14 protein-coding genes are annotated in these 13637 nt (G+C 36.4%); 9 read left to right on the forward strand and 5 right to left on the reverse strand.

Annotated features, from left to right (window positions below; genetic code table 11):
- Positions 1-5: 5 nt before the first annotated feature.
- On the reverse strand, positions 6-731 hold the full coding sequence (locus SK086_RS07205) for a YoaK family protein (RefSeq protein WP_324690668.1): 726 nt from the start codon (positions 729-731) through the stop codon (positions 6-8).
- A 142-nt stretch (positions 732-873) separates the two neighbouring features.
- Here SK086_RS07205 and SK086_RS07210 point away from each other — a divergent pair, with 142 nt between their 5' ends.
- Complete coding sequence (locus SK086_RS07210) at positions 874-2493, forward strand: hypothetical protein (protein WP_324690669.1); 1620 nt, start codon at positions 874-876, stop codon at positions 2491-2493.
- 37 nt (positions 2494-2530) lie between these two features.
- Here SK086_RS07210 and SK086_RS07215 read toward each other — a convergent pair whose 3' ends face one another.
- Positions 2531-4624, reverse strand: coding sequence for an LTA synthase family protein (locus tag SK086_RS07215; RefSeq protein WP_324690670.1), 2094 nt, complete (start codon positions 4622-4624; stop codon positions 2531-2533).
- Between the two features lie 170 nt (positions 4625-4794).
- On the opposite strand from SK086_RS07215, the gene SK086_RS07220 reads away from it, so the two are divergent.
- Genes SK086_RS07220 through SK086_RS07235 form a run of 4 tightly spaced genes read left to right on the forward strand, consistent with a single transcriptional unit; the run spans position 4795 to position 7858 of the window.
- Positions 4795-5229 (forward strand): thioredoxin family protein, encoded by a 435-nt coding sequence (locus tag SK086_RS07220; protein ID WP_324690671.1) that lies wholly within the window; start codon positions 4795-4797, stop codon positions 5227-5229.
- Between the two features lies 1 nt (position 5230).
- Positions 5231-6220, forward strand: coding sequence for an FAD:protein FMN transferase (locus SK086_RS07225; protein ID WP_290871961.1), 990 nt, complete (start codon positions 5231-5233; stop codon positions 6218-6220).
- Entirely contained in the window at positions 6213-6422 is a 210-nt protein-coding gene (locus tag SK086_RS07230) for a DUF4266 domain-containing protein (RefSeq protein ID WP_290871964.1), read from the forward strand. Before SK086_RS07225 ends, SK086_RS07230 begins: the two co-directional genes overlap by 8 nt.
- 8 nt (positions 6423-6430) lie before the next feature.
- Entirely contained in the window at positions 6431-7858 is a 1428-nt protein-coding gene (locus SK086_RS07235; protein WP_290871967.1) for a DUF3570 domain-containing protein, read from the forward strand.
- A 45-nt stretch (positions 7859-7903) separates the two neighbouring features.
- Here the strand turns inward: SK086_RS07235 and SK086_RS07240 are convergent, their stop codons facing one another.
- The gene (locus SK086_RS07240) at positions 7904-8254 is read right to left on the reverse strand and encodes a DUF2200 domain-containing protein (protein ID WP_324690672.1); all 351 of its coding nucleotides are present in this window, start codon (positions 8252-8254) and stop codon (positions 7904-7906) included.
- Positions 8255-8415: 161 nt separating this feature from the next.
- Here SK086_RS07240 and SK086_RS07245 point away from each other — a divergent pair, with 161 nt between their 5' ends.
- From SK086_RS07245 to SK086_RS07260, 4 genes are all read left to right on the forward strand, one after another.
- The gene (locus SK086_RS07245) at positions 8416-9087 is read left to right on the forward strand and encodes a response regulator transcription factor (protein ID WP_290871972.1); all 672 of its coding nucleotides are present in this window, start codon (positions 8416-8418) and stop codon (positions 9085-9087) included.
- Between the two features lie 2 nt (positions 9088-9089).
- Positions 9090-10472, forward strand: coding sequence for a sensor histidine kinase (locus SK086_RS07250; RefSeq protein ID WP_324690673.1), 1383 nt, complete (start codon positions 9090-9092; stop codon positions 10470-10472).
- A gap of 12 nt (positions 10473-10484) precedes the next feature.
- On the forward strand, positions 10485-10988 hold the full coding sequence (locus SK086_RS07255; RefSeq protein WP_290877254.1) for a hypothetical protein: 504 nt from the start codon (positions 10485-10487) through the stop codon (positions 10986-10988).
- Between the two features lie 157 nt (positions 10989-11145).
- Positions 11146-11691 carry a hypothetical protein gene (locus tag SK086_RS07260; protein ID WP_290877258.1) on the forward strand — a complete coding sequence of 182 codons (546 nt, stop codon included), beginning with the start codon at positions 11146-11148 and terminating at the stop codon, positions 11689-11691.
- Positions 11692-11695: 4 nt separating this feature from the next.
- Here the strand turns inward: SK086_RS07260 and SK086_RS07265 are convergent, their stop codons facing one another.
- Positions 11696-12094 carry a glyoxalase gene (locus SK086_RS07265; RefSeq protein WP_290877261.1) on the reverse strand — a complete coding sequence of 133 codons (399 nt, stop codon included), beginning with the start codon at positions 12092-12094 and terminating at the stop codon, positions 11696-11698.
- 139 nt (positions 12095-12233) lie between these two features.
- Positions 12234-13523: an OmpA family protein gene (locus SK086_RS07270; RefSeq protein WP_324690674.1), complete on the reverse strand. Its 1290-nt coding sequence runs from the start codon at positions 13521-13523 to the stop codon at positions 12234-12236.
- Positions 13524-13637 lie beyond the last annotated feature (114 nt).

Consider the following 13637-nt stretch of genomic DNA (forward strand, 5'->3'; position numbering starts at 1 on the left):
ATATGTTAGTGTGTTTTACGAGTAATGGAGAAAAACTTTAAGCGAAGGTAATCGTAAAACAAGGCTATAATCAATACAAAGGATGCGATTAACAAGGTCTTGATTTTAAGATAGCCATAAGCAAATCCACCCAAAACACAGCCGGTAAAGAAAAATGAAATGATGGATAAGCGCAAGTAAATATTCGACTTCAACTTGATTTGTTGTTCCGGTTTTTTGTAGAAAAACAATTGAGAGAGTTCGATGCCTAGATCGGTAAACAAACCGGTCAAATGCGTAGTTCGGACCGTAGATTGCGATACCTTGGTTACCAAAGAATTTTGCATTCCCATAGCAAACAGCAACAAAAAAGCTTCCGTTTTCCCATGCCAAGCATAAATATCTGAATTACCGAAAAACAAGGCAACACCAACTAATATCAGTACTTCTATGGCAATAGGAACTACGTGCGCCAGTCTCGGACGCTTCTGCAAAACAATTTCAACCACAGTATTTGCAGTAAACGATCCCAAAAGAAAACACAAAGTAAAAACCAAGAAAGTAACGGCAATAGCATAATCTTTCCTCATTATTTCTTCGGCAAAGTAGGCAAAATGACCGGTTACATTGGTAGTAAGTGTTTTCAAAGCCAAAACGCCCGTAATGTTTACAATTCCGGCTACTAAAGACAATAAAGCTGCCAAGCGCAGGTTGTGTAAAAAAGTTCTTGCTTTTCCTTGGTGTCTAAACATACCTTAAAAGTAAGGATTATTACTATAGCTAACCATTCGTAAATACTTTTTTTTTACAACCAAAAAAACTTTATAAAATCCGTTAAACAAACAGTATATCATAGGGTTAATTCGGCTATATTTGGCGAAAAATAACCTAACCATGAAAAAAATACTCCTAGCATCTTTTTTGCTTATCGGATTAGCGGCTTCAGCACAGTCAACCGACTTAGATCCGTTTGACATTAATTATTCTTATGTCAACTTACCTTCTAAACCAATTGTAGACAAAAAAAATCGTACTTATTCTTTTGTGACCAACATTGATCGCAATTTGCAGTATAACAAACCCCAATATTTTATTGAAAACCAAGTTACCATTAACGGTTTTGAAAAAAAACAAAAAAATGGATATTTGAGTGTTGAAGTAGTATTGCAAAATCCTGCAATCACCAAAAAAGAAATCACCAATCGCGTGAGCTCTTCTAAAGACAAAAACGGCAGAGTAACTAACAAGTACTATTACACAGTAGTGTATTCGTACACGCAAGACGGTAATGCGAAGGTAGTGAGTAGTGATGGTAAAGTGAGTAAAATAATCAATTTTACCGCGCAACGCAGTGCCAAGAGTCAGGAATACGAAAACTATTCCCAAGCGGAAAGCTTTCAATACGGTATCCAAAATTTAATCAGAAACAATTTTACTACTGAGGTAATCAACACTTTGAACAACGAGTTGAATGATGAATTTGGTTATCCCGTTAAGTCAGGTACTGATAAACTATGGATTTTAGCCAACAAAAAACACCCGGAACAAATGGCAGAATACAACGCTTATTTGACGGTGAAAAATGCTTTTGACAAAATGAACTTTGCGGAGCCTACGACTGATATTGCGAATGAAGTTAAAGACGCAATTGCTTATTTCGAATCGTTGCCGACAAAATACAATGAAGATGAAAAAGCACATCGAAAAATCAGATACAGTGCTTATTTTAACTTGGCTAAAATTTATTATTTGTTAGACAATCCGGCCAAGGCCAGCGAATATTGTCAGAAATTAATCGCCAACGATTATGATAAATCAGATGGCGAAACTATGTTGAAAGCCAACAATGAATTACAGTTGCTTTTGAAAGCTAATCAACTTACCAATCGCCATTTTGCGGTGGAAACCAAGAATTTCATTTTTGAAGAAAAGCAACCGGTTTATTCCGGATCTACTTCGAGTGCGCCTGCAACCAATGCACCTTACAGTATAGAAACTGACCAAAACTATATTTTGGCTTATATGTTAACTGTTAAGAAAGATACCATAGCCGGTTATTTACACAAAAGCAGAGCCATGAATTTAAGCGAAGCCGTTACGGTTACCGTAAAAGATTTCCAAGGAAAATTTTCAGAGAGAAATATCAAAGCCAATGAGGTTTCAAGATTGATTTTAAGTAATGGTGAAGAATATGCTACTGTTTCTTTTAAATTGTCAGTTGACAACGGCGGTATGACTATTGCTGCTGCCAGCAAAAAGTTTGTTAAAGAAATGTTTGTAGGCAAAAAGATTGGCGTTTACCAGTATTTTAACGGCGAAGTTATTCTGAAAATGGCCAATGAGTCTGAAGGAAAATCTAACGCCTCAGCCAGTTGGATGTTAGGTCCGAAAAAACGCTTTGAAGAAATGGCCAAAGGTTGTCCTTTGTTATTGGAAAGGGTCGAGAAGAAGGAATTTAAAAATAACCTCGAAAGCATACTTTCCTTTGCTGAAGCACTGGAAGCTTGTAAATAAAAAAAAGTCTCTCATTCGAGAGACTTTTTTTTATCCTTTATTTATTGAGTTTTTTAGTCTTTAATAAGTGAGCCGCTGTTTGATAATAGGCAATGGTTTCGTTTACCAAAACGGTATTCAGTTTTGCCATCGGCTGTTCTTTGTAATGGATTTCAAATTCGGGTTTCAAACCGTTTTTCTTTTCCTGAATCAGTTGGTATTGTTTGACTTTCTTTACCGGAGAAATTAGGGTCAGCACATTATCTTTTATCAAACCTAAATCTTGATAAGTAGCCACAAAAGCTCTTGGTTCGTAATTTGGACTGAATACATCCTGACCGTAAAACTTACTTTCATAAGAAAAATGCAATAGGCCCATAACGGTCGGCATTAAATCGATTTGCGACATTAAAGTCGGAACTTGCTTTGGTGTCACAAAGCCAGGCGCATAAACCATCGCAGGAATGCGGTACTTTTCCAAAGGCAATTCTGTTTTACCCGAGCTGGAAGCACAATGGTCGGCGACAATCACAAAAACAGTATTGTTAAACCACGATTGCTTTTTGGCCATAGCAAAGAATTGTTTCAAAGCATAATCGGTATACTTTACGCCACCGCTTCTGGATTTTGACTTTCCTGAAATATCAATTTTACCTTCAGGATAAGTAAAAGGACGATGATTACTCACCGTCATAATGTGGTTGAAAAACGGACGATTTTGAGTAGCTTCAGCATTCATTTCCTTAATGGCCTTGCGATACATATCTTCATCACAAACACCCCAGATATTTTGAAAGGTTATTTCGTCCTTATTAAAAGCTTTTTTATCTACAATGTCATAACCGTTTCCACCAAAAAAATCTTCCATATTGTCAAAAAAGGCATCACCACCGTAAAAGTATTTCACGGAATAGCCTTTCTTTTTGAAAACAGAACCCGTAGAGAATTTATTCTTGTTGTCTTTTCGTTTTACGACACTTTCAGCAGCACTTGGCGGTAAACACAAGGTTACCGCTTCTAAACCTCTTACGGTTCGGTTACCCACAGCATAAAGATTAGTAAACTGTAAGCTTTTTTGGGCTAACGAGTCCAAGAATGGTGTGATGTGTTTTTGATTTCCATACTCAGTCATAAAATCGCCACTCAAACTTTCTACGGTAATCAATACTACATTTTTGGCTAGGGCAGTACTGTCGCCGGTAATTTTTCGGGTTGTACTTTCACCTTTAGTTCCTGAAATTTTATTGTTTAAAATGGCAAAGGCTTTATCTTCAGGTAAGGTTTTGTAATAGGTGTCAAAATCCAATTCACTGCTTTCAAACGCTACTACAAATTTATAGATACCATTCGCCTGCAACTCGTTTGCAAATACATTATCACTATTGGCCTTTTGCGCCAAATACGGAATCCCGAAAAGTGAAATAAGAAAGGCAAAGCCATAAATACCGGTACTTTTTAGTTTTTCATTGAAATCCGGTAGTTTGTCCAAATAGGATTTAGTTCGTTTTACAATCCAATAGGTAATACCTATGGTAATGATGCCAACGCCTAAAAATAAAGGTACAACTGGATAAGATTCCATAATGTTTCCGATAACAGTATTGGTATAAACCAAGTAGTCTACAGCAATAAAGTTGTAGCGAACCCCAAACTCATTCCAAAAGAAAAATTCGCTCATTGCATTTTGCACTATAATCAATACAAACAAGAAGACCGTGAAGGAATATAAACCCAATCGAATTTGCTTTCGGTGTTGTGGTAAAAACAATAACAAACCAAAACAAAGTGTTTTAATGGCTATAAAGGCGATGCCAATCTCAGGCAAAGAACCGCCGTATTCATCCAAAATTGTATTGAAAAAGGAAACATAAATCAAGAGCAAAACCAATACAGCAAAGACAATATATCCGTTAGGTGTTTGGTATTTTTTATCAGATAAGAACAAAAGATACAGCCATAAAAAAGCGCTGCCAACCACATATATCATTATGTCAGACAAACCGCCCAGCGCATACATTTTGATAATTTCTGCAATGTTGAATTCCGATTGTGTAATAGGATGGAACAGTAAAACTGTTCGTAAAACGGCATTGATGACAATAAATAATAAAAGGAGTTGAAGAAACGGAGAATTCTTTTTAAACAATTTCATAAATTAAAATTAGTATTTTTATAACAGATTATTCCTAAAATACCCTAATTGCCTATAAAGTTAAGATTTCCTTAAGAAAAAAAAACAAGTTAAAAGGAATCTTTAAAACTATAATTTTACAAAGGCGTAGGGTACACTTCCGTTTAATTGTTTTATCAGAAAAAAAACACATGAAAAAATCCATCACAATAACTTTCTTATTCTTGTCCTCATTGGGATTTGCACAGAATTGGTCGACTAATATTGAAGAAGCCAAGGCCAAAGCTACGGCTGAAAACAAAACCATAGTGTTGGTTTTTTCGGGTTCGGATTGGTGTGCTCCGTGTATTAAATTGGATAAAAATGTTTGGCAATCAGAAGAATTCAAAGCGTATGCCGCTGAAAAATTAGTTTTGGTACGTGCCGATTTCCCGAAAAAGAAAGCCAACGTTTTACCTGAAGCGCTTCAAAATGCTAACAAAGCTTTAGCTGAAAAATACAATCAAGAAGGCTATTTCCCATTGGTGGTAGTGTTGAATGCACAAGGAAAAGTAATCGCCAAAAAAGGCTACGAAAACCAAAATGCGGCCAAATACGTAGCTGAATTACAAGCTTTAATCAAGTAAAATGAAATCATTCCTTTGTTTGTTGGTGTTAACTCTTGGTTTGTCGGCTAACGCCCAAATCATTCACAAACGCAAGTTGAGTTTGTTGGGCAGCCCTTTTGAAATAACAGTGGTAGCCAAAGACAGTCTTGAAGCCAATGGATATGAAGATTTAGCTGTGGCCGAAGTGAAGCGAATAGAAAACTTAATTTCGGATTGGATACCAACCACTCCTTTGTCTGAAATCAACAAAAATGCCGGAATAAAACCGGTAAAAGTACCTCAGGAATTGATTGATTTGATTGAACGTTCTATTAAAATATCGAAACTAACCGACGGTGCTTTTGACATCAGCTATGCGTCGATGGACAAGATTTGGAAATTCGACGGCAGTATGAAAGAAATGCCATCGCCTGAAGCCATCAAGAAATCGGTAGCTAAAGTTGGATATCAAAATATCATCATTGATCAAGAACAGCAAACTGTTTTTCTGAAATTAGATGGAATGAAGTTGGGTATGGGTGGCATTGGTCAAGGCTATATCGCCGATAAAATCAAAGCGCTTTTGCTTTCAAAAGGATGTGTTGCAGGTTTGGTCAACGTTTCCGGTGACATAAGTACATGGGGCAAACAACCCGACGGTAAACCTTGGAAAGTTGGGATTAAAAATCCGATGAACAAAAATAAAATTTTCGCCACTTTTCCTCTTGAGGATACTGCGGTAGAAACCTCAGGGAGTTACGAAAAATACGTTACCTTTAACAGTGTAAGATACTCTCATATTATTGATACCAGAACCGGTTATCCCGCTACAGGTTTAATTAGCGTGAGCGTTTTTGCCAAAACAACTGAACTGGCAGATGCCCTGGCTACAGGTGTTTTTGTATTGGGTAAAGAAGTCGGAATGGACTTAGTAAACCAATTACCCGGTATAGGTTGCATTATGGTAGATGAAGAAGGAAAAGTAATTACCTCAAAAAATATAGACATTAAAAATTATCAAAATGAATAAAGTTTTTAGCCTTATTGCGGTGTTGTTCGTTTTGTCTTCTTGCACAGCCGTGAAAGAATACGAAAAAGAATACATCAACGATCCCGAAATGAAATTATCTGCCAAGACAGCCGAACGCTATGAAGTAACCTTCCAAGTGTATCGTGAAGCGGCAGCCGGCGCTAACGGCGGAAAAACCGGTGGTGGCTGCGGATGTAATTAAAAAATCAAATGAAAAAGTACCTATTTATATTTGCCTTACTCAGTGCTTACCAATCTTTTGCTCAACAGAAAGATTCAACGGCGACCTTTAAAAAGAGAGTTTTAGAAGCCACAGAAGTCGATTTTTTAATCAGTTATTACAAACAAGACGGAGTACATTCTGCGGTCTCCGGCGGTATGGGTTCGGAAAAGTTAACCGACCTTGCCTCCAATATCGTGGTGAGTATGCCCATGAGTGCCGATGCCATTTTAACCGTGGATGCCGGACTTTCAGCTTACACTTCAGCCTCTTCGAGTAACATTAATCCATTCAATAGCAGTGGTGCTTCAGGTGGCGATGACGACGATGACAAGGCAGGAACTGAACCTTACGGAACGCCTTGGTTGGCCTCCTCAGGAGCTTCAGCGCAAGATGCCTTAGCTAGTGTGGTAATCAACTACAGTCACAGTTCCGATGATCGAAATTTTATATGGAATGCCGATGTGGCTTTCTCTAACGAATACGATTATACTTCTATTGGTTTTGGTGGAGGCGTTGCGAAATTGTTCAATCAAAAGAATACTGAATTGAGTTTAAAAGCCAACGTTTATTTAGACCAATGGCGTCCGATATTGCCAACAGAATTGCATGAGTACGATAAATACGGAAGCTCATTCCTGAACAACGGATATTTCAGCGGAGTAACGGTTTATGACCAAAACGGATTGGCTTCTAATGCTTATTTGCCATCACAATTTAAAGACATTCAATCGGTGAACAGAAACTCTTATTCATTGTCTTTTTCGTTCTCTCAGATTTTGACTAAGAAATTGCAATTGTCCTTATTTTTTGATGTTTTGCAACAAGAAGGATTATTGTCAACGCCTTATCACCGAATTTACTTTGCCGACAAAGCTAACTATTACATAGGTCAAACCCAATACATTCCGGTATATGAAACCACTGAAAATGTTGGTGTTTACCGATTGGCTGACGACATCGAGCGCTTGCCGAAATCGCGTTTCAAATTACCGATAGGGGTGAGATTGAATTATTATATCAATGAAACTTTCAAGTTACGCACCTATTACCGTTATTATACTGACAATTGGGGAATTTCGGCGCATACCGCTAACATTGAAGTGCCTATCAAGTTAAACGATAACTTTACAGTCTATCCGATGTATCGTTATTACACACAAACGGAATCTAAGTATTTTGCACCGTTCGAAACCCATGTGTCAACTGAAAAATATTATACCTCTGATTATGATTTGTCCACCTTCAGTGCTAATCAGTATGGAATTGGAGCAACGTATGTAGATATTTTTACCAAAGCACGTATATGGAAATTCGGCTTGAAAAATATTGATTTCCGTTACAATCATTACGACCGTAGTGATACTTTGAGTGCCGATATTGTTTCATTGGCCTTCAAGTTTGTCATGGACAAATAACCTAAAATCTGAATATTAAAAAAGCAATCTTAACGGATTGCTTTTTTATTTTCTAAGAATCTTTTCTAAGGCTTTTCCTTTGGCCAATTCGTCTACAAGCTTGTCGAGGTAGCGAATCTTTTGCATCAGCGGATCTTCAATTTCTTCTACACGATAACCGCAAATGACTCCGGTGATTTTGGAAACATTAGGATTAAGTTGTGGTGCCTTTTCAAAAAAATCCTCGAAACTGGTTTTGTTGTCCAACAGTTTTTGTAAAGCAACAACGTCATAACCGGTTAACCAAAAAAATACGGCTTCAAGTTCTTGTTGGCTTCGCCCTTTTGATTCCACTTTTTTCACATAATGTGGATATACACTGGCCAAGGGCATGGCGAATATCTTTTCTTTTTTCATTTTGAATGTCCGGTTTAAAATGGATTCTATATTTTCTTTTTACTTCAAAAGAACCAATTATCTTATAAAACTAAGCAAATTAATTTTCACTTAAAACCCTATCTCGTTCGAGAACTTAAAACGGAAAAAGTAGTACCTTAGCTATCGTTAATTACAAAGTTATGAAACATCTTTTAATTGTTGAAGACGAAGAAGGCATTGTTCAATTTTTGAAACAAGGATTGGAAGAAGAAGGCTATCAAATAACTGCAGCCACTAACGGTAAAGCGGGTTTAGAGGCTTTTAACGACGGAAAATTTGATTTGTTATTGCTCGATTGGATGTTGCCCAAAATGACCGGTTTAGAGTTATGCAAAGCCATCCGACAAATGAATACCAAAGTCCCGATTTTATTCTTAACCGCCAAAGATACCGTCCAAGAAACGGTGGAAGGTTTAAAAGCCGGCGCTAACGATTATATTAAAAAGCCTTTTAGCTTTGACGAATTGGTAGAACGCATCAAAGTGCAATTGAGAGACCAACCTGAAGAGGAAATCTTACAGTTAGGCCCCATTGAAATCAACCTTCAGAAACACCAAGTTACGGTCGACAAAAAAGAAGTTTCCTTTACCCAAAAAGAGTTTGATTTATTGCATTATTTGGTCAAAAATAAAGGGAAAGTCTGTTCAAGAACCCAAATCATTCAAGACGTTTGGGATATTCATTTTGAATACGATACAGGAGTGATTGATGTATTTATGAATGCCATCCGAAAAAAACTTAATTTAAAAGTCGAAGAAGATTTTATCAAAACCATTCGTGGCGTAGGTTATATAGCCAACGATGAATCCTGATTATGCAACAACTTTCGTTTAAAAACAGAATAGCTTCTAACTATATCATCACCACAGCTTTATTAATTTTTGTGGTATTTTTTGCTATTTACTCAATTGTAAAATTCAGTATTTACATTAGGGTAAACAACGAAATTAAAAAAGAAGTTACCGAGCACTTACAAGAGATTGAAGTCATTGAAAATTGTGTACTCCTAATCGAAGAAGAAGAGTGGAAACTGAGTCAGTTTAATAAAGTAGAAGTCAGCCCGGCCTTTATACAGTTTGTTGACGAATTGGGAACTATGGTAGAAAAATCACCTAATTTGAAGCAAAAACAACTGGTTTTCAAACCCGATGCGCCGGTTAATGAATTGTTCGATACCAAATTAGAAAACATTTCAGTCAGACAAATACAAGTACCTTTATACCAAGGCACCAAAATTATCGGATACTTAATTGTAGCGATGTCTTTGGAAGATTCCGTTATGGTATTGAACAACTTGTTTAAAATTATGTTGTTGGCCTATCCTTTAATTTTGTTGGTATTGTTTCTCATTGCCCGTTTCATAGCCGGAAGAAGTATAAAACCCATCAGCGCTATTATCGAAACTTCCAATGTTATCACAAAAGACAATTTAAAATCGAGGATTCCGCTACCGCAAAACAGAGATGAATTGTTCATCTTGTCTAAAACCATCAATAATTTATTGGATAGGGTAGAAAATGCCATCGAAAGAGAGAAGCAATTTACTTCCGATGCTTCACACGAACTAAGAACACCATTAGCTGTTATTAAAGGAACTTTAGAAGTGCTTATACGTAAACCTCGTGATCCTGAAGAATATAAAGAGAAAATTGCATTTTGTGTAAGTGAAGTCAACCGACTGAATCATTTGGTAGATGAGTTGTTGTTGTTGGCGAGATTTGAAAATCAGAAACAAACCTTAAAACTGGAAAGTGTTTCGCTAAACGCCGTGTTTTTAGATGTTATCTCGAGAAATTCAACAATAATAGCAGAAAAGAAATTGAAATGTCAGGCTCATTTTGCCAAAGATTATTACGTTACAACTGATACTTATTTGTTGGGAATTATCGTCAATAATATTCTGACTAATGCTGTAAAGTATTCCAAACCCAACGATACCATTGTTTTTGAAATTGCCGAAACACCGTCGGGAACAATCTGTTCTATTGCGGATAACGGCATTGGAATCGCACAAGAAGATTTGCAAAAAATATTTGATCAGTTCTATCGCTCAAAATCTAACCAACATCCTGAAATAAAAGGAACAGGATTAGGATTATCTATCGTAAAAAGATTATCTTTATTACTCCAAATAGAGCTTCAAATTGAAAGCGAAGAGCACAAAGGAACTAAAGTAATTTTAAAATTTTCTAACTAAAACCAATAACATATGAATGATGCACATTTACACATGGTAGTGAATCATTTTCCTATCATCGGAACCATTTTAGGAGCCGGAATTTTATTAGCAGGAATCTTATTCAAGAACAATACAGTTAAAAACGTTGCCTATGTTCTTTTTGTAGTGGCCGCTGTTTTTGCAGCCGTTAGTATGGCAACCGGAGAAGGTGCTGAAGAAATGGTGGAAGATATGCCAACCGTTGGGCACGACATTATTCATGAACACGAAGAGATAGCCGAAAAATTAGCCTTATCACTTTATGTTTTAGGTGTGGTTTCGCTTTTCGGGTTGTATGCCAATATCAAAAAAATCAGTCAGGCTAAATTAGCGGCTATTTTAACCTTAGTTATTAGTGTAATAGCTATTTATTTTGCGCAATTAACCGGAACAACCGGAGGAGAAATCCGTCACACTGAAATCAGAGACAATGCTACGGGAGCTGAAGCAACAACCAATGCGGCTTCAGAAACTAAAACAGATCACGAAGATTAAAAACACCATACTTAAATTAGGTAAAGCCCGATAGTATTTATCGGGCTTTTTCTTTTTAATTCTCTTAAAGCTATTGATTTCCGATTACTTATCGACTATCTTTACGAATCATATAATTAATTTTCTCTAAATCCTACTAGATTTTTAGTTCAATAATATGGGTAAAAAGACTTATGCACGCCACAACTTTCATTCCCATACTTTTTGTATTTGGAAAGAAGTGCCTTTTTCAGCGATTAGTGAATTAAAAGTAAATTACACTAGTCAATCCGGAAGCCAATATATTTTTACCGCAGCGGGTTTGTATCGCATATCCAATCATTGGGGAAGAGTAGCCAATTGTCATTGGCGTTTGGTTCCGTTAGCCGAGTTCAAAAACCAATATACGACGGTTGCCTATGCAAATTGGACCGATTTTTATTCCAATGACGATACCGCAAAACTCTTTTTTATTAAAGTTGATTGGTTGACTCGAGAAGTCAACTTTTATCACAAACAAACAGCTGATTCCAACGAAAAGGTAATTTTTCGCAATGCTAAAGAAGTTGCCAAAACCATTCGTACCATAAAAGAAGTACTCAGTCAAGAGGATTGGGCCAAGTATTTGAAATATGACGATTTGGAATCTTTAAGAGAAAAAGTAATAGCAGAACTAGTTGGTACTTCTAAAACATTTTTAGAAGTAAAAAAGGCCTATTTGTAGTAAGTTAATCGTTCACTTCTATCAGTTGCAGCTGACTTTTCAAGCGTTCAATCAACATATTCATCATTCGCTTGTTTAAATTGGAGGAATTCTGAATGTATTCGGCGTATTCTTCTAAAGTAAAAAAAGCAATCACCATACCTTTGAGCGAGTTTCTGAATTTGATATCTCTTTGAATAACATTTTCAATATAAACCAATTTCTTTTCAGGTGTCAACGAAAAAAACACTCTTTTTTGCTTGATGGCATAGTTGATGAAAACCTGAACAAACAAATCATTTTGCAACTTTAGAATAGGGCGTAGTGTACGGTTTTGAAATATTTCTTCTGAGGAAGACTGACTGCTAATTGTTCCTAAAGTTTCGCCTCTCATTTCAAGAACGGTATTGTCTCTGGTTTCCATGTGGTTGTCGATTAAAGATTTTGCCTAAAAACAGTAGTGAATTACAGTCAGAAAAACAGCTTCTCTGACTTACTTTAAATGTATAAAAAAACCTCTGTCGTGAAACAGAGGTCATTTTATAGTTATTAATAATCTAATGTTAATTAGTCAACTTGAAAACTACTTTGCGAACTAGGCGTTTAGCGTATTCAGAGTTTTTGTCCACTGAACTGTCAATACCGGCGCCTTTAGCAGTAAGTCTGGATGGATCAATACCGGCTTTTACTAAGATGTCCTTGATGTTTTCAGCTCTGGCAGCGGCCAATTTTTGATTTTTAGTATCATTTCCAACTTGATCTGCATAACCTGAAATTTCAACTTTAGCAGTCGGATTGTTTCTTAAATAATTTAAGATAAAACCAATATTATCAGATGAACCCGGTGTTGGTAATGAAACTGATTTGTCGAAGTATGCAGCAATATAACCGTCATTGATTAATTGCTCAATCATGCCTTTCGACATTACAGTATTGTTGTTATTGGTTATGGAGGTATCGATATACTTCTCTAACTCGTCAGGTACACCATTGTTATTTTTGTCAACCATTCTACCTTTTGTATCAACCGCTACACCTGCTATAGAATTGTTCTCCACATCAAGATAATCTGGCACACCATCTTTATCAGCATCATTCATTAAAGTCTCAATCTCACCGATTCTGCTGTTTAGCGCTTCTATTTCTTTGTCTTTCTTATCTTTTATGATAGCCCAATCACCATGTATTTTTTCATTTCCAAATGAATAGGAAATACCGAAAGTTGTCGTTATTAATTGACCTGATAAATTTTCTGATCCAACAGCATAAGAGCCATCCCAATTTAAGTGCTGTTTGAAATTATTAAACACACTTACATCTAACAAAAGTGAAATGGAATTCGAGATTCTGTATTGAGGCGCAAAACCTACTACTAAACCACCGTTAAGCTCATCTTTATTTACTACATCTGAATGCATTCTTGCCATTTGAACACCACCATGTAAGAGCAATCCAAATCGACCTAACGACTCTTCTAATCCAAAAAGACGAACGGCATTGGCAACACCTTGCAATCCTACACGGTATTGATAAGTTTCAAATGGTAAACTACCACTACCGCTTTGTTCCGTAAATTTATCATAGTTTAAATCAAACTTAAAACCAAACTTAGGGCTTAACATGTAACGCGCAGCAGCACCAAAAGAATTTATTTGAGCACCAAAGTACTTTGTGGGGTTACTGGAGTAGTAACCTGTGGCATATGGTTTAATTCCTTTTGCTTGCCCTGCATAAACATCTATAGTCCATCTGTTAAAACCTTCGCCCAGTGTTCCTGTTGTGTCAACGGCAACTTGCGCATCGGCAGTGTAGACAGCAAATAATGTTAATAATGATAGTAGGCCTTTTTTCATATATGAAATATTTGTTTACTAAAAAGAAATGTTAAAACTATGCAAATATAGACGTTTACAATTAATAATCAACTTTTTTGACCATTAAAACAGCTTGTAATTTCACCTGAAAAG

The organism is Flavobacterium cheonhonense, from assembly GCF_035671315.1.
In the GTDB taxonomy this organism is placed as follows: Bacteria; Bacteroidota; Bacteroidia; order Flavobacteriales; family Flavobacteriaceae; genus Flavobacterium; species Flavobacterium cheonhonense.

Coding starts and splice junctions, on each gene's coding strand:
- SK086_RS07240 (WP_324690672.1), bottom strand. CDS start 8,254: ATGAAAAAAGAAAAGATATTCGCCATGCCCTTGGCCAGTGTATATCCA.
- SK086_RS07210 (WP_324690669.1), top strand. CDS start 874: ATGAAAAAAATACTCCTAGCATCTTTTTTGCTTATCGGATTAGCGGCT.
- SK086_RS07215 (WP_324690670.1), bottom strand. CDS start 4,624: ATGAAATTGTTTAAAAAGAATTCTCCGTTTCTTCAACTCCTTTTATTA.
- SK086_RS07235 (WP_290871967.1), top strand. CDS start 6,431: ATGAAAAAGTACCTATTTATATTTGCCTTACTCAGTGCTTACCAATCT.
- SK086_RS07225 (WP_290871961.1), top strand. CDS start 5,231: ATGAAATCATTCCTTTGTTTGTTGGTGTTAACTCTTGGTTTGTCGGCT.
- SK086_RS07220 (WP_324690671.1), top strand. CDS start 4,795: ATGAAAAAATCCATCACAATAACTTTCTTATTCTTGTCCTCATTGGGA.
- SK086_RS07230 (WP_290871964.1), top strand. CDS start 6,213: ATGAATAAAGTTTTTAGCCTTATTGCGGTGTTGTTCGTTTTGTCTTCT.
- SK086_RS07255 (WP_290877254.1), top strand. CDS start 10,485: ATGAATGATGCACATTTACACATGGTAGTGAATCATTTTCCTATCATC.
- SK086_RS07265 (WP_290877261.1), bottom strand. CDS start 12,094: ATGGAAACCAGAGACAATACCGTTCTTGAAATGAGAGGCGAAACTTTA.
- SK086_RS07205 (WP_324690668.1), bottom strand. CDS start 731: ATGTTTAGACACCAAGGAAAAGCAAGAACTTTTTTACACAACCTGCGC.
- SK086_RS07250 (WP_324690673.1), top strand. CDS start 9,090: ATGCAACAACTTTCGTTTAAAAACAGAATAGCTTCTAACTATATCATC.
- SK086_RS07260 (WP_290877258.1), top strand. CDS start 11,146: ATGGGTAAAAAGACTTATGCACGCCACAACTTTCATTCCCATACTTTT.
- SK086_RS07245 (WP_290871972.1), top strand. CDS start 8,416: ATGAAACATCTTTTAATTGTTGAAGACGAAGAAGGCATTGTTCAATTT.
- SK086_RS07270 (WP_324690674.1), bottom strand. CDS start 13,523: ATGAAAAAAGGCCTACTATCATTATTAACATTATTTGCTGTCTACACT.